Raw genomic sequence first — 19,619 nt, 5'->3', positions numbered from 1 at the left:
CTTCCTACGCCTTTTGTATCTTGACCGCGCACTTCTTGAAATCCGGTTCCTTGGAGAGCGGATCGAAGGCGTCGATGCAGATCTCGTTCACGAGCTTCTTCTCGTCGAAGAAGGTGGTGAAGACCGAGCCGCGCTCCGGGGTCCCCCTGCCGCCGATCTCGGCGGTCAGCACGATCGAGCCGCGCCGTGAGGTGATGCGCACCTGGTCGCGGTTTCTGATGCCGAGCCGCTTTGCGTCTTCCGGATGCAGCTCCACCGTCGCCTGGGAGACCGCACGCCTAAGCTCGGGGACACGCCCGGTCATGGTGCCGGTGTGCCAGTGCTCGAGGAGCCTCCCGGTGCAGAACCAGAACGGGTAGTTGCGGTCCGGGACCTCGGCTGGTGGCTCGTAGGGGCGGAACCAGACCGACACCTTGTTGTTGGGCGCCTTGTAGAACTTGATCCCCTCGCCTTTGGCAACGTGCTCGTCGTCCGCCTCGGTGTAGCGCCACCTGGTCTCCGTGCCGTTCGCCTTCACCGGCCAGCGCAGCCCGCGCACCTTGGCGTACGTGCCGTAGGGGGCAAGGTCCTTGCCGGTCCCCAAGGTGAACTTGCGGTACTCCTCGAAGATCGCCCGGTGCATCCCCTTCTCCGGGTAGGGGAAGAGCGCGCCGTGCCCCATCCTTTTCGCGAACTCGATCAACTGCCAGACGTCCTCTTTTGACTTGCCAGGGGCGTTCACCATCTTGAACCACTGCTGGGTGCGCCTTTCCGTGTTGCCGAAGACCCCCTCCTTCTCCACCCAGGAGGCCGAGGGGAGCACCACGTCGGCGAGCTCGGTGCTGCGGGTCGGGTAGATGTCCGAGACGACGATGAAGGCCTTTCTCGACTGGGCCGCCTTGCGCACACGGTTCAGGTTCGGGAGCGACTGGAAGGGGTTCGTGCACTGGATCCAGATGCACTTAAGCTCGCCACGGTCGATGGCGCGGAACATCTCGACGGTGTGCAGCCCGACCTTGGCCGGTATCTTTTCCGCCGGAACCCCCCAGATCCCCGCCGCCTTCTTGCGGTGCGCCTCGTTCATCACCACCATGTCCGCCGGGAGCCGGTGCGCGAAGGTGCCGACCTCGCGGGCGGTGCCGCATGCCGAGGGCTGGCCGGTGAGGGAGAGCGGGTTCTCACCGGGCTTGCAGATCTTACCGGTCAAAAGGTGCAGGTTGTAGATCAGGTTGTTCACCCAGACCCCGCGGGAGTGCTGGTTCACCCCCATGGTCCAGAGCGAGTTCACCTTCCGGGACTTGTCCCCGTAGACCCTGGCGAGCTCCTCGATCTTCGCGGCGGGGATGCCGGAGACCTTCTGCGCCCACTGCGGGGTGTAAGGTTTCATGAGCGCCTTGTACTCCTCGAAGGAGAGGTTCTTCACGTCGGCGGGGGTCTCGTTGAACGCCTCCTTGTCCTTCAGGCCGTAAGGGGCGTTCTCCTTCCCCCTTTTGAAGGAGACGTGCTTGGCCACGAACGCCTCGTCGTAGAGCTTGTCGCGCAGGATCACGTGGATGATGGCATTCAGGGCGGCCAGGTCGCCGTGTGGCTTGATAGCGATGAACTCGTCCGCCATCTTCGTGGTGCGCGTGCGCCTCGTGGCGATGTCGATCAACTTCACCTTCGGGTGCTTCAGCTTGTTGTCGATGAGACGCGAGAAGAGGACCGGATGCGCCTCGGCCATGTTAGCGCCCCAAAGGACGTAGGTGTCGCCGAGGTCGAGATCGTCGTAGCACCCCATCGGCTCGTCCGAGCCGAAGGTGTTCATGAAGGCCACCACCGCGCTTGCCATGCAAAGCCTCGCGTTCGGTTCCAGGTTGTTGGTGCCGATCCCCCCCTTCATCAGTTTCGAGGCGACGTAACCCTCCTGGATGGTCCACTGCCCCGAGCCGTAGAGGGCGACCGAGTCGGGCCCGTGCTCGGCGATCGCCTTCTTGTACTGCGCGGCGATCAGGTCGAGCGCCTCGTCCCAGCTCGCCTCGACCATCCTGTTCCCCTTGCGGATCAGAGGCGTGGTGAGACGGTCCTTGCCGTAGAGCGCCTTCGAGAGGAAGTACCCCTTGATACAGTTGAGCCCCTTGTTCACCGGCCCGGCCGGGTCCCCCTTGGTGCTCACGATGCGTCCCCCCTTCACACCCACCAGGACCGAGCATCCGACGCCGCAGTACCGGCAGGGAGCCTTGCCCCAGGTGATGCCGTCCTCCGCCGCTTCCGCCCACTCGGGTCGTGCCACCGAAGCGCCTGCCGCGGCAAATGCGGCCGCAGCGGCACAGGCCTTGATGAAGTCTCGTCTGGAAAGTCCCATCGCGTCCTCCTTGAGAATATTGAATGCGTTAAAAACCGGCCGGGTGGGCCCCCTCGGGAGCCGCATCCTCGAAGTTGTGGTAGGCAAGCTGCACCGAGATCACCCCCTCCATCTGCTGCAGCCCTTTCACCAGGTCGACCTCCGCGTCGATGGTGTCCGCCTCGATGACGGCCACGATCTTGCCGTCGGCAAGCACGCCGTGCACCTCTATCCCCTGGTTGCCGGCAAGTTTTTCGGCGACGCCGCTGGCCTCCTCGGGTCTGCATGACACAACGATTCCTGAAATAGGCATATCTCCTCCGGGTGAATACGGATTACTGGCATAGCAGGATCCAAAACGAAGAAATACTACCATGCTCGCTGAATTTCGCAGGTCAATGCAGAAAAAACATTACATTAGGGTAGGCTCAATTAGTCGTATAAGTTGTGGCCAAACTGTCACTGCGAACATGTCGGACCTTCAGTGAGCTTTTAGGGCCCGAGTCGTGCTTTCTGGGTCATTGAAGGTACTGGGGCCGTCGGCAAATAGGTCAGCGACAGGCGGGTAGCAGAAGTTTGTTGCGTCATAAGACTGTGTTAAGTAGAATGTGCCAACTTTATGAGTGTGGTGAAGGAACCCAGGAGGTAACGGATGTCGGCGAAGCTTGGCGAGATGCTGCTGAAGGTTGGGGCCCTGACGAAAGGGCAACTGGATCAAGTGCTGAAGGCACAGGTGATCTACGGGGGGAGAATCGGGACCAATCTCGTTGAGATGGGTCTCGTGTCGGAGGAGGAACTCGCCCATGTCCTGAGTGAACAAACCGGTGCCCCCTGCGTCGAGCCTTTCGAGCTTGGCGAGCTCCCGAGAGACGTGATCAAGCTCGTCCCTGTGGAGCTGGTGCGCAAGTATCGCGTCGTGCCCCTGGCGCTCGATGGCAAACGGCTTTCGCTTGCCATGGCCAATCCTCATGATTTCAACGCCGTTGAGGAGATCGGGTTCGTTACCGGGTACGTCGTCAAGCCGAGGATCTGCACCGAGCTCAGGTTGAACGCGGCGCTTGAGAGGTACTACCGCATCGCCCGCCCCACCCGCTTCATAAAAGTCGAAGGGGGATTGAGAACCTCATTCGAGGCGGGTTCGGCTAGTGCCGCTTCGGCGCCCCTCACAACAGGAACACGTTGGGTGAGCATGCCTGGTGAAAAGGCGCCGGTGGAGCAGTTCACCGTGAAGGACGTCGCCGAGATGATGGCGGGGGCTGCGACCGAGCTGGAGGTCGTTCAGTCGGTGGTTACCTACATGGGTGGTGAGTTCGATCGCGGTGGCTTTTTGCGTCTTAAGTCCGGTAAGGTTTGCGGCGTACAGGCCGTAGCCGATGGGGACGTGGTGGAAGGGTTCGCCGGGTTCGAGACCGAGCTGGAGCGGCTGCCGCACATGGTGCGCATGGTGGAGGAAAAGGGGCTTGTCATGTGCGAGCTTGCCCAGGGGGACGTCGACGGTTTGGTGGTGCGTGCCATGGGTGGGACACTGCCCGCGTCCGCGTTGCTGCTCCCTGTTTCCATGGGAGGGCACGTTGTGGCGGTGATCTATGCGAGCGATGCCAAGGGACGGTTAGGCGGGGGTGCCTTCGAGCTACAGCGCGTGGGCGTCATGGCCGAGCTGAGTCTTGAGATGCTCTCGTTACGCAGGAAGATAAAATCCTCCTAGGCGGCCATCCGGTCACCCGCAACAACACCAAAGAAAAAGAGGCGCCCGCAAACGCGGGCGCCTCTTTTTTTGCGCAAAGGGGAAAGCTCGGCCTAGAGCGCCTTGAAGCACTTCGCGGCGGCGGCGATGGTCTTCTCGAGGTCCTTTTCGGTGTGGGAAGCGCCCACGAAGGCGGTCTCGAACTGGGAGCAGGCGAGGTAGACACCCTCTTCCAGCATGCCGCGGAAGTAGGTGGCGAACGCCTTCGTGTCGCACTTGGCGGCGCTGTCCCAGTTGTAGACCGGCTCTTTCGAGAAGAAGCCGCAGAACATGGAGCCGACGCGGGTCGAGTAGAGCGGGTAACCGGCGTCCTTGGCCGCCTTCGCTATTCCCTCGGCGACGAACTTGCTCTTCTCCTCGAGCTTCTCGTAGAAGCCCGGCTCCTGCAGGAGCTTCAGGGTCTCGATGCCCGCGGTCATGGCGAGCGGGTTCCCGGAAAGGGTGCCCGCCTGGTAGACCCCGCCTGCCGGCGAGAGCTGGGACATGATCTCTTTCTTACCGCCGAAGGCGCCTACCGGGAGCCCTCCGCCGATGATCTTCCCGAGGGTGGTGAGGTCCGGGGTGATGCCGAAGCGCTCCTGCGCCCCGCCGTAGGCGACGCGGAAACCGGACATGACCTCGTCGAAGATAAGCACGATCCCTTCCTCGGTGCAGATCTCGCGCAGTCCCTCCAGGAACCCTTCCTGCGGCGGAACGGTACCCATGTTCCCAGCCACCGGCTCGACGATGACGCAGGCGATGGTCCCCTTGTTGGCGGCGACCAGCGCGCGCACCGAGTCGAGGTCGTTGTAGGTCGCGGTCAGGGTGTGCTTGGCGAGGTCGGCCGGAACGCCCGGGGAGTCGGGCACCCCGAAGGTGGCGAGGCCGGAGCCCGCTTTCACCAGCAGGGAGTCGGAGTGGCCGTGGTAGCAGCCGGAGAACTTGAGGATGTTGTCACGCCCGGTGTAGCCGCGGGAGAGCCTGATGGCGCTCATGGTCGCCTCGGTCCCGGAGCTCACCATGCGTACCATCTCGATGGAGGGGACCGCCGCGATCACCATCTCGGCCAGGGTGATCTCGAGCTCGGTCGGCGCGCCGAACGATGCGCCGCTATCGACGGCCTTCTTGATCGCCTCGACCACCTTCGGGTGGCAGTGCCCGACGATCATCGGACCCCAGGAGCCCACGTAGTCGATGTAGCCGTTGCCGTCTTCGTCGAAGATCATGGGGCCGGCAGCGCTCTTTATGAACAACGGATCGGAGCCTACCGAGCGGAAGGCACGCACGGGGGAGTTGACCCCGCCGGGGATGGATTTGAGCGCCTGCTGAAAGAGTTGCGACGAACGGCTGTTTTGCATGACGGGGTTCTCCTAACTGGCTGGAAATTATTAACTATCGGGCTCTCTGGTTAGCATAGCCGCTGATATTCTGTCAAGAATTAAAAACTTTTCTCGTATACGGCCGGAGGGGGTGGGAGAGGTGCAGGAGGGGTGCAGGCCTAAGGGTGTAATACAATTTGGGAAAAGTATACGCCGTTCTGTAAACGGTTCGGGGATAACTGGATAATTTCTGCTTGACAAAGATGGTGAAATGAAATAATTTTCGGTCGCAATGTTGTATACAGTATACTTTTTCGAAGGCGCAGCGCTTGCTAACTATCGGAAGCGGCGGGGCTTGTTGGTCGAGAAGCGTGCAGTATACGGCATTTCCGCGCGCTTGAAAAGAAAATCAACAACAACCTGGTAGTACGGGAGGATAAGGGATGCTTGGTGCATATCTGCCAATCTTGGTGCTGGTGGTCATAGCGGTCTTGTTCGGTCTGGGGTCGGTGGTCTTCTCATCGCTCATAGGCCAGAAGAAGCCGTCTAAGGTGAAGCTCGCACCTTACGAGTGCGGTTGCGAGCCGGTGGGCAGCGCACGCGAGCGCTTCTCGATCAAGTTCTACCTGATCGCGATGCTCTTCATCCTGTTCGACATCGAGGCGGTCTTCATGTACCCCTGGGCGGTCCTCTTCAAGCGCCTGGGCATGTTCGGCCTGGCCGAGATGGGCCTCTTCATCGTCATACTCTTCGTAGGCTACATCTACGTTTGGAAAAAAGGAGCACTGGAATGGGAGTAACTCAGCCGCTGGGCGAAAACATCATCACGACTTCTCTGGACAGCCTGGTTAACTGGGCCAGGAAGTCCTCCATCTGGCCGATGACCTTTGGTCTTGCCTGCTGCGCGATCGAGATGATGGCGACCGGTGCGGCCAAGCACGACCTGGACCGTTTCGGTATCATCTTCCGCGCCTCCCCGCGTCAGTCGGACTGCATCATCATCGCCGGCACGGTCACCAAGAAGATGCTCCCGGTCATTCAGACCGTGTACGAGCAGATGCCGGAACCGAAGTGGGTGGTTGCTATGGGCGCCTGCGCCTGCTCGGGCGGGATCTTCGACACCTACTCCGTCGTGCAGGGCATCGACGAGGCGCTCCCGGTCGACGTCTACATCCCGGGGTGCCCGCCGCGTCCTGAGGCCCTTCTCTATGGCCTGATGAAGCTTCAGGACAAGATCGCCAACGAGAAGAACTCCTTCGGCTCTTCCATCGGCTTGGGCGACAGACTCGAACCCGCCGCATAATCCAAAACGACCAAAGGGAAAGGTAAGGCTGACATGGCAGAAAATAATCGCGCTGTAGTGAAGCTGAAGGAGCGTTACGCGGATGCCCTTCTCGAGTACAAGGAGCATCGCGGCGAGGTGACGGTGATCGTCAAGAAGGAGAGCGTTCTCGAGGTACTGAAGTTCCTCAGGGACGACCTGCGTTACAACTTCCTCTCCGACCTCACCGCGGTCGACTACCTGGGCCAGGAGCCGCGTTTCATGGTGGTTTACAACCTCCTCTCCATCCCCAACAAGGACCGGATCAGGGTGAAGGCGCCGGTGACCGAGGCGGACTGCTCCATCGAATCCGCCACCGCCCTCTGGAACTCCGCCAACTGGCTGGAGCGCGAGGCGTTCGACCTTTTCGGCATCGACTTCAAGAACCACCCGAACCTGGTGCGCATCCTGATGACCGATGATTGGGTCGGGCACCCGCTCAGGAAGGACTACCCCCTCCAGGGACCCGACCGCGAGCCGTACAAGGGGCGTCTGTCTTAGGCAGAGAGTTCGAAACCAGGGAACGATTTCCATTTCCAAAAAATAGAGGCGATCAATGGCTAGTGAAATAATGACTTTGAATATGGGGCCCCAGCACCCCAGTACCCACGGCGTTCTGAGGCTCGTAGTAGAGCTGGACGGCGAGGTGATACAGAAGATCACCCCTCACATCGGCTACCTGCACCGGGGCGTGGAGAAGCTCGCCGAGCACCGCACCTACCACCAGGCACTCCCCCTCACGGACCGCATGGACTACCTGGCCCCGATGCACAACAACCTGGGCTACGTGCTGGCCGTCGAGAAGCTCCTGGGCCTCGACGTCCCGGAGCGCGCGAAGCTCGTGCGCGTCATCATGGCGGAGCTCACCCGTCTGAAGAGCCACCTGGTCTGGATCGCCTGCCACGCCCTCGACATCGGCGCGATGACCGTGTTCCTCTACGCCTTCCGCGAGCGTGAGATGGTGATGGACCTCTACGAGATGGTCTCCGGCGCCAGGATGACCTCCAACTACTTCCGCGTGGGCGGCCTGTCCCGCGAGCTCCCCGCCGGCTTCGAGCAGAAGGTGCAGGAGATCGTGGACACCTTCCCGGGTCACTTCGACACCTACGAGGGGCTTCTCACCAAGAACACCATCTGGCTGCAGAGGACCATCGGCAACGGCGTCATCTCCGCCGAGGACGCCATCGACTACGGCATCTCCGGTCCGGCTCTCAGGGGCTCCGGCGTCGACTTCGACCTCAGGCGCGACCTGCCGTACTCCGGCTACGAAGACTTCGACTTCAAGGTGCCGGTCGGCGAGAACTGCGACACCTTCGACCGCTACAAGGTACGTCTCGTAGAGATGCGCGAAGCGGTGAAGATCATCGACCAGGCCCTGAAGCGGCTGAAGCCCGGACCGATCCTCGCCGATGCCCCGCAGGTCTGCTACCCGCCGAAGGATAGCGTGTACAACTCCATCGAGGGTCTCATCCACCACTTCAAGATCGCTTCCGAGGGCTTCCCCGTCCCCGAGGGCGAGGTATACATGGCCGTCGAGAACCCGAAAGGGGAGCTCGGCTACTACATCGTGTCGGACGGCGGCAACATGCCGTACCGCATGAGGGTCCGCCCGCCGTCATTTGTGAACCTCTCCGCCATCGAGAAGATGGCCAAGGGTTCCATGCTGGCCGACCTTGTTGCCGTCATCGGAACGCTAGACATCGTACTTGGCGAAATTGACCGTTAGTTTTAATCAACAAGTAAAGGAGATGGGGTAAATGTCTAACGCTCCAGCCGAAGAAATTCCGGCCGAAGAAATCGATCTGACCGAGGCCAACGAAGTCATCGACAAGTACCTGACACTGCCGGGCAACCTCATGCCGGTCCTGCAGGGCATCCAGGAAGCCTACGGGTACGTACCGAAGCCGACCATCGACCTGGTCGCTGAGCGGCTGAACGTCTACCCGAGCCAGATCTACGGTGTGCTCACCTTCTACGCCCAGTTCCACCTGAAGCCGCGCGGCCGTTTCATCATCAGGGTCTGCGTCGGCACCGCCTGCCACGTACAGGGGGCGGAGCGCATCACCGAGACCTTCTTCGGACGCCTCGGGATCGGGCACGCGGAGACTACCGAGGACCTGCGCTACACCTTCGAGAAGGTGGCCTGCCTTGGTGCCTGCGGCATGGCGCCTCTGGCCATGGTGAACGACGACACATTCGGCAAGATGACGGTCCAGAAAGTGGACGAGATCATTGAAACCTACAACGCACGGCCGATGAAGTAAGCCGAGACGTCAATTTCTCAGCAGGGGACCTTTTGTCATGAGCGATAACGCAGGAATCAAAATACTTATCTGTCAGGGTACCGGCGGCATCTCGGCCGGCGCCAAGCAGGTCGAGGCCGAGTTCACCAGGCTGATAGCGGAGAAGGGGATCGTGGCCCAGGTCGGCAAGCGTTGCGACGTGGTCAAGACCGGCTGCCGCGGCCTGTGCGCCAACGACGTTCTCGTCGACGTCATCACCCCCGAACTGGGCAGGGTCACCTACGACTTCGTTGTGCCCGAGGACGTAGCTGCCATCCTCGACCAGCACATCGTTGCCAACGAAGTCATCGAGAAGAAAAAGGCAAAGGCCTACTACAACACCTTCGTCGACCAGCAGATGCGCGTGGTCATGACCGGCTGCGGCCAGATCGACCCCGAGCGCATCGACGCCTTCCTCGAAGAGGACGGCTTCAAGGCGATCGAGAAGTGCGTCAAAGAGATGAAGCCTTCCGAGGTCATCGACGAGGTGAAGAAATCCGGGCTGCGTGGCCGTGGGGGCGGGGGCTTCCCGACCGGCATGAAGTGGAGCTTCTGCGCCGCTTCCCCGGGCAACCACAAGTACCTCATCTGCAACGCCGACGAGGGTGACCCGGGCGCGTTCATGGACCGCTCCATTCTCGAAGGCGACCCGTACTGCGTCATCGAGGGTATGATGATCGCGGCCTACGCCATCGGCTGCGACGCCGGCTACGTCTACGTCCGCGCCGAGTACCCGCTCGCCATCGACCGTCTCCAGAAGGCGCTCGACACCTGCTACGAGAAGGGGTACCTGGGCAAGAACATCAAGGGTTGGGGCTTCGACTTCGACATGAGGATCAAGAAGGGCGCCGGCGCGTTCGTCTGCGGCGAGGAAACCGCCCTCATGGCCTCCATCGAAGGCGAGCGCGGCATGCCGCGCCCCCGTCCGCCGTTCCCGGCGGTCAAGGGCCTTTGGGGCTTCCCGACCAACATCAACAACGTTGAGACCTTCGCCAACGTGCGCCACATCATCAACAAGGGCTCCGAATGGTACGCATCCCTTGGTACCGACACCACCAAAGGGACCAAGATCTTCGCGGTCACCGGCAAGGTGAAGCACACCGGTCTCGTCGAGGTTCCGGCCGGTATGTCGGTACGCGACGTTATCTACCAGGTCTGCGGCGGCATCGCCAACAACCGCAAATTCAAGGCGGTTCAGGCAGGCGGCCCCTCCGGCGGCTGCATCCCGGCCGAGGTGCTCGACACCCCGGTCGACTACGACTCGCTCATCAAGGCGGGCGCCATGATGGGTTCCGGCGGTCTGGTCGTTATGGACGAGACCACCTGCATGGTCGACGTGGCGCGCTTCTTCCTCTCCTTCACCAAGATGGAGTCCTGCGGCAAGTGTGTTCCCTGCCGTATCGGCCTGAAGGCCATGCTCGACATCCTCGAGAGGATCACCGAAGGTCGGGGCGAGATGGAAGACATCGACACCCTCCTGGAGATGGGCGCCACCATCAAGAAGGCATCCCTTTGCGGTCTGGGGCAGACGGCTCCGAACCCGATTCTCTCCACCGTCAAGTATTTCAGGCACGAGTACGAGGCGCACATCCTGGATAAGCGTTGCCCCTCCAACTCCTGCAAGGAACTCCTCCTGTGGCAGGTGGTCCCCGAGAAGTGCGTCAAGTGCGGCGCCTGTCTGAGGGCCTGCCCGTCGAACGCCATCAAGTGGGAGAAGGGCGAGGTGGCGTACCTGGTCAAGGAGAACTGCACCAAGTGCAAGTCCTGCTACGACGCCTGCCGCTTCATGGCCATTGAGTAATAAAACCGTTCTAGGTTCTACGTTCTACGTTCTAAGTTAAACCCTTAGACGTGAACGTAGAACGTAGAACATAGAACGTAGAACCAGATTTATGACTCCGGGGAGACAGAGGTCGAGATGGTAAATCTTACGATAAACGGAAAACAGGTTGCGGTAGAAAAGGACGCCACCATTTACGACGCCGCCAAGGCGTGTGGTATCAAGATACCGATCCTTTGCCATGACAAAAAGCTGCACCCGTTCGGCGGCTGCCGCATGTGCCTCGTCGAGGTGGAGCAGATGAAGGGACGTCTCATCCCCGCCTGCACCACCCCGGTCACCGAGGGAATGATCGTGCAGACCACCACCGACGAGATCGTGAAGGCGAGGAAGCTGGTCCTTGAGCTCCTGCTCCTCAAGCACCCGATCGACTGCCCGGTCTGTGACGCCGCAGGCGACTGCGACCTGCAGAACCTCACCTACGAGTACAAGGTGAACATGAACCGGTTCGTGGACGAGAAGTTCAACCACGAGATCGACTACGAGAACCCGCTCATCGAGCGCGACATGAACCGCTGCATCCACTGCGGCAAGTGCGCGCGGATCTGCGACGAGATCGTTTCCTACGGTGCTTACACCTTCATCAACCGCGGTATCGAGGCGAAGATGGGCACCGAGTTCGACGGGCCCCTGAACTGCGAGTTCTGTGGCTCCTGCGTTTCGGTCTGTCCGGTAGGCGCGCTGAACTCCCGCCCCTTCAAGTTCAAGGCCCGCTGGTGGGCGCTGCAGAAGACGAAGAGCGTCTGCTCTTACTGCGGCACCGGCTGCCAGCTCACCCTTGGCAGCAAGGACGGCAAGGTCCTCACCACCATCTACGACGAGAACCAGGGCTTCCACAACGGCCAGCTCTGCACCCGTGGCCGCTTCGGCTACCAGTTCGTCAACTCCGACAAGCGTCTCACCACCCCGCTCGTGAGGAAAAACGGCAAGCTCCAGGAAGCAACCTGGGAAGAGGCCCTCGCCGAGGTGACCTCCAGGCTTTCTGCCGGCAAGAGCGATCCCGCTTCCGTGGCGGCGCTTGCCACCCCGAGGCTTACCAACGAAGAACTCTTCCTCCTTGAGAAGGTCTTCCGCGGCACCATCGGCACCGACAACATCGATCACTCGGCGGGCTTCGCCCACGAGGCGCTCACCAAGGGGGCCGTCGCTTCCTTCGGCGTGGCCGCTTCCCCCTCCGAGATCGCCGACATCCAGAAGTCGAACCTGCTCCTCGTCGTGAAGTCCGACGCCTACGAGACCCACCCGGTCATCGGCTTCGAGATCAACCTCGGCGTGAAGAGAAAAGGGGTCGCCATCAGGATCGTCTCCGACAAGAAAGGCAAACTCACCCGTCTGCCGGGTGCCAAGACCACGGTCCACACCCCGGGCAGCGAGGTTGCCCTCTTCAACGCGCTCTGCAAGTCGGTCATCGACCAGGGTCTCGTTGCTGAAGGCGTTGCCGGTCTGGACGCCCTGAAGGCCGCTGTCGCCGATGCCACTGCCGAGAAGGCCGGTGTCACCGCCGAGGAGATCGCGGCAATCGCAAAAGACTACGCCACCGCCGAGAAGGCACTCATCATCCTGCCGATCGGCCTCGGCTACCCCGGCCACAACGCGGCCCTCGCCTCCGCTGCAGGCAACCTCGCCATCCTCACCGGCAAGATCGGCAAGGAAGGTTCCGGTCTCCTCATCATGGGCGAGAAGAACAACAGCCAGGGCGCGGTCGACATGGGCATCTACCCGAAAGGGACCGGGCTTGCCGCCTCCGCCATCATCGACGGCTGCGCGAATGGCAACGTGAAGACACTGTTCGTCGCCGGCGAGAACCCGGTGGTTTCCTACCCGAACCGCAAGAAGGTCGAGAAGGCGCTTGAGAACGTCGAGTTCATGGTAGTTGCCGACCTCTTCCTCACCGAAACTGCGGCCCTTGCCGACGTGGTGCTTCCGGCCTGCTCCTTCGCGGAGAAGAACGGTACCTACACCTCGCTTGGGCGCCGCGTCCAGAACGTGAGAAAAGCGATTCCCGCGGTCGGCCTTGCGAAGAGCGACTTCGAGATCCTGAGCGCAATCTCCCAGGCTCTCGGCGGGGCACGCTACAACAACCAGGGCGAGGTCTTCACCGAGATCGCAGCAACCGTCCCGGCTTACAAGGGTCTCAGCCAGGCGGGTCTTAAGGACGAAGGGGCCGTTTACCCGGTCTCCGTCGCCGCCAAACTGGTTCCGGTTCAGGCAAAAGCGGTCGCACCTGCGGCAGGCAAGCTCGCCATGGTCACCGGCAGCGCCCTTTACCACTGCGGTACCATGAGCCGCTTCGGCGAAGGCCCGATGTACGTCTGCCCGGATGCCTACGCTGAACTGAACGTGGCCGACGCATCGGCACTGAAGATCGCCGAGGGTGACCAGGTCACCGTAACGAGCGCCACCGGCGCGGTGCAGGTTGCCGCCAAGGTCGGCAAGAGGGTGCCGCAGGGCGTCGTCTTCTCCCCCTACCACTTCGGTGAGGGGAGCGTCAACACCATCACTGACGGCGCCGAGGTCACTTACGTCACCGTCGCCAAGAAATAGCTGACAGCTAGAAAATCTATACAAGAGGGGAAGACTATCAGATGGATACGCTAATCTTAGGACTGCCGGTCGCGTACTACATAGCCATGGTTGCCAAAGTGCTCGTAGCCTTTGTCTTCGTACTGCTTACCGTGGCCTACGCCACCTACGCAGAGCGCAAGATCATCGGGCACATGCAGGTGCGTCTGGGTCCCATGAGGACCGGCTGGCACGGGCTCTTGCAGCCGATCGCGGACGGCGTAAAGCTGTTCTTCAAAGAGGAGATCGTCCCGTCTCAGGCGAGCAAGTTCGCTTTCCTGATAGCTCCCCTCGTCGCACTGATTCCGGCGTTCATCTCCTTCGCCGTCATCCCCTTCGGCGACAGCGTGACCATCGGCGGGTACACCGTGCCGCTGCAGATCGCTGCCTACTACGATGAAGCCGGCAAGCAGGTCTTCGACATCAACGTCGGCGTCCTCTACATCCTTGCTATGGCATCCCTGGGCGTCTACGGCATCGTACTAGCGGGTTGGGCCTCCAACTCCAAGTACTCCCTGCTCGGCGGGCTTCGCTCCGCGGCGCAGATGATCTCCTACGAGCTCGCCGCCGGCCTCGCCATCATCTCGGTCTTCATGCTCTCCGAGAGCCTCAGCCTGCACAAGATCGTAGCCGATCAGGCGGGCGGCGCATGGTACGCCTTCAAGCAGCCCTTCGCTTTCATCATCTTCTTCATCTGCTCGCTGGCAGAGATCAACAGGACCCCGTTCGACCTTCCCGAGGCCGAGACGGAGCTGGTATCCGGTTTCTGCACCGAGTACTCCTCCATGAAGTACGCGATGTTCTTCATGGCGGAATACGCCAACATGATCACCGTCTGCGCCGTCACCACCACGCTGTTCCTGGGCGGCTGGCACGGCCCGGCCTTCCTCCCCGGCTGGTTCTGGTTCATCGCCAAGGTGTACTTCCTGATCTTCCTCTGCATGTGGATCAGGGCCACCTACCCGCGTTACCGTTACGACCAGCTCATGCGTCTGGGCTGGAAGGTGTTCCTGCCGCTCACCCTGGTCAACGTAATGGCGACCGGCCTGTGGGTCATGTTCATCAGCAAGTAGTCAGAATTTAAGTTACACAACTTCTAGGCGAGGTGCCGCAAATGATAATGCCGCTCATAAAAGGTCTTCAGATCACCATTTCACATATGTTCAAGAAGCCGGTCACGCTGCAGTACCCGACCGAGCGTCCTGACGTCAAGCCCGGCTTCCGCGGACTGCACGCGCTGAACGTCTCCCACGACAAGGCGAAGTGTGTAGCCTGCTACCTCTGCCCCACCGTCTGCCCGGCCAAGTGCATCACGGTCGAGGCTGGCGAGGACGCAAACCACGACAAGTACGCTGCGAAATACGAAATCGACATGCTGCGCTGCATCTTCTGCGGCTACTGTGTGGAAGCGTGCCCGGTTGACGCGATTCGGATGACTGAACAGTTCGAACTCGCCAACTACTCGCGCGCTGACTTCACCTACACCAAAGAGAGACTCTTAGAAAAGAAATAAAGGAGCAGCAATGGAATCGTTATTCTTTCTCGTCGTGGCTGCGGTGGCCATCATTTCCAGCATCCTAGTTGTCACCTGCAAAAACCCGATCAACAGCGCGCTGTCGCTGGTGATGACCTTCTTCTGCCTGGCTACCTTCTACGTCATGCTGGACGCTCCCTTCATGGCGGCCACCCAGGTGATCGTCTACGCGGGTGCCATCATGGTCCTGATCATCTTCGTGATCATGCTCCTGAACGTGAGGGTCGAGACCGTCAAGCGCGGCACCCACGCGGTGATCGCCGGCTCCGCCATCGGGCTCTTCGTTCTCTTCCAGACCGTCTGGTTCCTGATGAAGGGTTCCATGACCGGCCAGGTCGGGACCATGACCAAGGAACAGATCGTAAGCGTCGGGCACGTCGAGCTGATCGGCAAGGCGCTTTTCACCGATTTCCTGCTGCCGTTCGAGGTCACCTCGGTGCTCCTCCTGGCTGCGATCGTTGGCGCAGTCGTTCTCGCCAAGAAGAAAATTTAACGCTACAAGGGGAACTGACATGCTAGCGATCGAAAATTACCTGATAGTTTCGGCCATCCTCTTCTCCATCGGGACCATCGGCGTCCTGACCAAGAGAAACGCCATCGTCATCTTCATGTGCGTCGAGATGATGCTCAACGCGGTGAACCTGACCTTCATCGCCTTCTCCAGGCACCTGGGCAACATCGACGGGCAGGTCTTCGTGTTCTTCGTCATGACCGTCGCCGCGGCCGAGGCCGCAGTAGGCCTCGCGCTCATGATCGCCTTCTTCAAGAACCGCGAGTCCATCGACGTCGAGGACATCAACCTGCTGAAACTGTAAACCCGACAAAACCCGTTCTAGGTTCTACGTTCTATGTTCTACGTTAAGAGCTGGGCCTGTGTGGACGGAAAGGGTAGCATCGGCGGGTGACTTGGAACTTAGAACATAGAACTTAGAACTTAGAACCTTTAGTAATAAAAGGAGTCAGGGATGTTTGATTTAGTATGGTTGATCCCACTGTGCCCTCTCATCGGCTCGGTCATCAACGGCCTACTCGGCAAGAAGATCAAAAACGAGACCGTCATCGGCGGTATCGCGGCCGGTAGCGTGTTCGCCTCCTTCATGGTCGCCTGCGGGATCCTGTTCCAGCTCCTGAGTCTGCCGGGCGAGGAGCGGGTGTTCCAGAAGACGATCTTCACCTGGATCCAGTCGGGGAACTTCAAGGCCGACATCGGCTTCCTGATTGACCCGCTCTCGGCAACCATGCTGATGATCGTAACGGGGATCGGCTTCCTGATCCACCTCTACTCCATCGGTTACATGCACGGCGAGGAAGGGTTCTACCGCTACTTCTGCTACCTGAACCTCTTTACCTTCTCCATGCTCTGCCTCGTGTCGGGCAACAACCTGCTCCTCATGTTCATCGGCTGGGAGGGCGTCGGCCTTTGCTCCTACCTCCTGATCGGCTACTACTTCCACAAGAAGAGCGCCGGCGACGCAGGCAAGAAGGCATTCGTGATGAACAGGGTCGGCGACTTCGGTTTCCTTCTCGGTCTCTTCACCCTCTTCTGGTACCTTGGTGTCAACCACAACGTCTGGACCATCAACTTCGTCGAGCTCGCGAAAAACGCCGACCTCCTCGTCCCGGGTGCCGTGGTGACCACCATCTGTCTCTGCTTCTTCCTGGGCGCCACCGGTAAGTCTGCCCAGATCCCGCTGTACACCTGGCTCCCGGACGCGATGGAAGGCCCGACTCCGGTCTCCGCGCTCATCCACGCCGCCACCATGGTCACCGCCGGCGTCTACATGATCGCCCGCATGAACTTCATCTACATCAAGAGCCCGACCGCTCTGCTCGTCGTCGCCTGCGTCGGCGCCGCCACCGCCCTCTTCGCGGCGACCATCGGCACCGCACAAAACGACATCAAGCGCGTCCTCGCATACTCCACCGTTTCCCAGCTCGGCTACATGTTCCTGGCCATGGGGGTCGGCGCCTTCACTGCCGGCGTGTTCCACCTGATGACCCACGCCTTTTTCAAGGCCTGCCTGTTCCTCGGTTCCGGCTCCGTCATCCACGCCATGCACCACGCGCTGCACCACGAGCACTCCGAGGCCGACCCGCAGGACATGAGGAACATGGGCGGGCTGTACAAGAAGATGCCGGTCACCTTCGGTACCTTCTTCATCGCCACCCTCGCCATCGCAGGCGTTCCGGGCCTTGCCGGCTTCTTCTCCAAGGACGAGATCCTCTGGCAGGCGTTCGCCAACCCGCACCACCATGATGTGAACTACGCGCTCTGGGCAGCAGGCGCCATCGCCGCCGGCCTCACCGCCTTCTACATGTTCCGCCTGGTCTGCATGACCTTCTTCGGCAAGACCCGTCTCTCCGAGAAGGCGTGGCACCACCTGCACGAGTCTCCCTGGGTCATCACCGTGCCGCTCGTCTGCCTCGCCACCCTCTCCCTGGTCGGCGGCTGGATCGGCGTGCCGAAGATCCTCGGCGAAGTCTTAGGCGACATGCCCAACTACTTCGAGCACTGGCTTGAGCCGGTATTCGCTTACTCCACCCAGTACATGATCGCCCACGGCGCTCACGGCGTCCACTCCGTGGCTCTCGAGTGGGGCCTCATGGGCACCTCCGTGGTAATCGCCTTCGCAGGCATCGGCCTTGCCTTCGCGCTGTACGTGATCGCTCCGAGCATCCCGGAGAAGTTCACCTCCATGGTCCCGGCGCTGCACCGCGCGGTCTACAACAAGTGGTACATCGACGAGATCTACGACTTCGTGTTCGTCAACCCCTGCAAGGCCCTCGGCAACTTCCTCTGGAAAGGGTTCGACGTGGTGGTGGTCGACGGCATCGTGAACGGCATCGCCGCCGTGGTCCGCGGTTTCTCCGGCATCCTGCGCTACGTGCAGACCGGCTTCGTTCACAACTACGCCTTCTCCATGGTTCTGGGCGTGGTGCTGATCGTCGCGGTATACCTCTTCCGTTAAGACTTGAAGACTTTCAGATAATTTTGACCTGAAGTAAAAGGAGCAGAGTAAATGAGCCAGCTACCGTTACTGAGCATATTAACCTTCACACCGCTGATCGGGGCGATACTGCTCCTCTTTGTGAACAAGAACAGCCACGGCGTGCTCCGTACCATCGCCATGGCGGTGACGGTGGTGACGTTTATCCTCTCGCTGCCCCTGATCACCGGGTACAACGCGCCGGGCACCGACATCGGCGGGTTCCAGTTCCTTGAGAACATCCCCTGGATCGCGGCAGGCCCCTTCCAGATGAGCTATCACCTGGGCATCGACGGTATCAGCCTCTGGCTCGTCATCCTGACCACCTTCATCATGCCGATCGCCATCCTCTCCACCTACACGGCGGTTGAGGAGAAGGTGAAGGAATACATGATCTGCCTGCTGCTTCTCGAAGTCGGCATGATCGGTACCTTTATCTCGCTCGATCTCTTCCTCTTCTACATCTTCTGGGAGATCATGCTGATCCCGATGTACTTCATGATCGGTATCTGGGGCGGCAAGAACAGGATCTACGCGGCAGTCAAGTTCTTCATCTACACCGCGGTCGGCTCGCTCCTCATGCTGGTCGCTTTGATCGCCCTCTACTTCAAGGCAGGCGGCGGCGACTTCAGCATCCTGCGCTTCTACGAACTGCACCTTGACCCGGCCACCCAGATGTGGATGTTCCTGGCCTTCGCCCTGGCCTTCGCCATCAAGGTCCCGATGTTCCCGCTGCACACCTGGTTGCCGGATGCCCATACCGAGGCACCGACCGCAGGCTCCGTAATCCTGGCCGCCGTCATGCTTAAGTGCGGTACCTACGGTTACGTTCGTTTCGCAATGCCGCTCTTCCCGGAGGCCAACGCCCAGTTCACCCCGCTCATCGCGACCCTGTCGGTTATCGGCATCATCTACGCTTCGCTCGTCGCCATGATGCAGCAAGACGTCAAGAAACTGGTCGCTTACTCCTCCGTAGCCCACTTAGGCTTCGTAATGCTCGGCGTCTACGCCTTAAACCAGCAGGGCGTCACCGGCGGCATGCTGCAGATGCTGAACCACGGTGTTTCCACCGGCGCGCTGTTCCTTATCGTCGGCTTCATCTACGAGCGGCGTCACACCCGTCTCATCTCCGACTTCGGCGGTCTCGCGAAGCAGATGCCGGTTTTCGCCACCATGTTCATGATCGTCACCTTCTCCTCCATCGGCCTGCCGGGTACGAACGGCTTCGTTGGTGAATTCCTGGTGCTCCTCGGTTCCTTCGAGAGCGGCCTTCGTTGGTACGCGATCATCGCCACCTCCGGCGTCATCCTCTCCGCCGTCTACATGCTCTGGATGTTCCAGAGGGTCATGTTCGGCGAGCTGAAGAATCCGAAGAACCAGAACCTGAAGGACCTGAACGCACGCGAAGTTGCCATCATGCTGCCGCTCATCTTCCTCATCTTCTTCCTGGGCATCTACCCGCGCCCGATCATCGACAGCATGGCGCCCTCCATCGACAAGATGATCGCGCAGACCAAGGTGCAGAAGCAGGTAGCCCAGCTTCCCGGCGCAGTACCGGCGCTTCCCCCGGGTCACATGGCCGTTCCTGGCATGTCCGAGGCAGGTGCGGCACCCGCCGGCATGCCCGCAGGTCACCCTGCAGTCGGCGCAGAAGCGGCACCGGCAGCAGCACCCGCCGGTCTGCCTGAAGGACACCCGGCCATCCCCGCAAACCACGAAGCAAAATAGACCGCTTAGAACTACTGACGG

The 19,619-nt window shown here is 60.7% G+C and carries 17 protein-coding genes; 14 read left to right on the top strand and 3 right to left on the bottom strand.

Annotated elements, in window-relative coordinates; genetic code table 11:
- Positions 1-4: 4 nt before the first annotated feature.
- Both E8K79_RS13245 and E8K79_RS13240 read right to left on the bottom strand, forming a co-directional pair.
- Positions 5-2,323, bottom strand: coding sequence for a molybdopterin-dependent oxidoreductase (locus tag E8K79_RS13245; RefSeq protein ID WP_136515149.1), 2,319 nt, complete (start codon positions 2,321-2,323; stop codon positions 5-7).
- A 28-nt stretch (positions 2,324-2,351) separates the two neighbouring features.
- Positions 2,352-2,615: a chaperone NapD gene (locus tag E8K79_RS13240; RefSeq protein ID WP_136515148.1), complete on the bottom strand. Its 264-nt coding sequence runs from the start codon at positions 2,613-2,615 to the stop codon at positions 2,352-2,354.
- Positions 2,616-2,954: 339 nt separating this feature from the next.
- On the opposite strand from E8K79_RS13240, the gene E8K79_RS13235 reads away from it, so the two are divergent.
- Positions 2,955-4,007, top strand: a complete 1,053-nt coding sequence (locus tag E8K79_RS13235; RefSeq protein WP_136515147.1) for a GspE/PulE/PilB domain-containing protein — start codon at positions 2,955-2,957, stop codon at positions 4,005-4,007.
- Between the two features lie 92 nt (positions 4,008-4,099).
- On the opposite strand, the gene hemL is transcribed toward E8K79_RS13235, so the two are convergent.
- Entirely contained in the window at positions 4,100-5,383 is a 1,284-nt protein-coding gene (hemL, locus tag E8K79_RS13230) for a glutamate-1-semialdehyde 2,1-aminomutase (RefSeq protein ID WP_136515146.1), read from the bottom strand.
- A 404-nt stretch (positions 5,384-5,787) separates the two neighbouring features.
- Here hemL and E8K79_RS13225 point away from each other — a divergent pair, with 404 nt between their 5' ends.
- The 13 genes from E8K79_RS13225 (at position 5,788) to E8K79_RS13165 (ending at position 19,598) form a co-directional block, all read left to right on the top strand.
- Positions 5,788-6,144, top strand: coding sequence for an NADH-quinone oxidoreductase subunit A (locus E8K79_RS13225; RefSeq protein ID WP_135869114.1), 357 nt, complete (start codon positions 5,788-5,790; stop codon positions 6,142-6,144).
- Positions 6,135-6,647, top strand: coding sequence for an NADH-quinone oxidoreductase subunit B (locus E8K79_RS13220; RefSeq protein ID WP_136515145.1), 513 nt, complete (start codon positions 6,135-6,137; stop codon positions 6,645-6,647). Before E8K79_RS13225 ends, E8K79_RS13220 begins: the two co-directional genes overlap by 10 nt.
- A 33-nt stretch (positions 6,648-6,680) precedes the next feature.
- Complete coding sequence (locus E8K79_RS13215; protein WP_136515144.1) at positions 6,681-7,166, top strand: NADH-quinone oxidoreductase subunit C; 486 nt, start codon at positions 6,681-6,683, stop codon at positions 7,164-7,166.
- 55 nt (positions 7,167-7,221) lie between these two features.
- Entirely contained in the window at positions 7,222-8,391 is a 1,170-nt protein-coding gene (gene nuoD / locus E8K79_RS13210; RefSeq protein ID WP_136515143.1) for an NADH dehydrogenase (quinone) subunit D, read from the top strand.
- 31 nt (positions 8,392-8,422) lie between these two features.
- Positions 8,423-8,929 carry an NADH-quinone oxidoreductase subunit NuoE gene (gene nuoE / locus E8K79_RS13205; protein ID WP_136515142.1) on the top strand — a complete coding sequence of 169 codons (507 nt, stop codon included), beginning with the start codon at positions 8,423-8,425 and terminating at the stop codon, positions 8,927-8,929.
- 37 nt (positions 8,930-8,966) lie between these two features.
- A complete protein-coding gene (gene nuoF / locus E8K79_RS13200) occupies positions 8,967-10,748 on the top strand; it encodes an NADH-quinone oxidoreductase subunit NuoF (RefSeq protein WP_135869119.1) in 1,782 nt (593 codons plus the stop codon).
- A 117-nt stretch (positions 10,749-10,865) separates the two neighbouring features.
- Positions 10,866-13,331, top strand: a complete 2,466-nt coding sequence (locus tag E8K79_RS13195; protein ID WP_135869120.1) for a molybdopterin-dependent oxidoreductase — start codon at positions 10,866-10,868, stop codon at positions 13,329-13,331.
- A 41-nt stretch (positions 13,332-13,372) separates the two neighbouring features.
- Positions 13,373-14,422, top strand: coding sequence for an NADH-quinone oxidoreductase subunit NuoH (nuoH, locus tag E8K79_RS13190; RefSeq protein ID WP_135869121.1), 1,050 nt, complete (start codon positions 13,373-13,375; stop codon positions 14,420-14,422).
- A gap of 41 nt (positions 14,423-14,463) precedes the next feature.
- Entirely contained in the window at positions 14,464-14,862 is a 399-nt protein-coding gene (gene nuoI, locus E8K79_RS13185) for an NADH-quinone oxidoreductase subunit NuoI (protein WP_135869122.1), read from the top strand.
- A 10-nt stretch (positions 14,863-14,872) separates the two neighbouring features.
- Entirely contained in the window at positions 14,873-15,376 is a 504-nt protein-coding gene (locus E8K79_RS13180) for an NADH-quinone oxidoreductase subunit J family protein (protein WP_135869123.1), read from the top strand.
- 19 nt (positions 15,377-15,395) lie between these two features.
- Complete coding sequence (gene nuoK, locus E8K79_RS13175; RefSeq protein WP_135869124.1) at positions 15,396-15,698, top strand: NADH-quinone oxidoreductase subunit NuoK; 303 nt, start codon at positions 15,396-15,398, stop codon at positions 15,696-15,698.
- A gap of 150 nt (positions 15,699-15,848) precedes the next feature.
- Positions 15,849-17,852 (top strand): NADH-quinone oxidoreductase subunit L, encoded by a 2,004-nt coding sequence (gene nuoL, locus E8K79_RS13170; protein ID WP_136515141.1) that lies wholly within the window; start codon positions 15,849-15,851, stop codon positions 17,850-17,852.
- Positions 17,853-17,903: 51 nt separating this feature from the next.
- The gene (locus tag E8K79_RS13165; protein WP_136515140.1) at positions 17,904-19,598 is read left to right on the top strand and encodes an NADH-quinone oxidoreductase subunit M; all 1,695 of its coding nucleotides are present in this window, start codon (positions 17,904-17,906) and stop codon (positions 19,596-19,598) included.
- Positions 19,599-19,619: the final 21 nt, after the last annotated feature.

The organism is Geomonas edaphica (genome assembly GCF_004917075.1).
Classification (GTDB): Bacteria; Desulfobacterota; Desulfuromonadia; order Geobacterales; family Geobacteraceae; genus Geomonas; species Geomonas edaphica.
The sequence above is the reverse complement of the archived record's forward strand: the minus strand, read 5'-3'. Positions and strand labels throughout refer to the sequence as shown.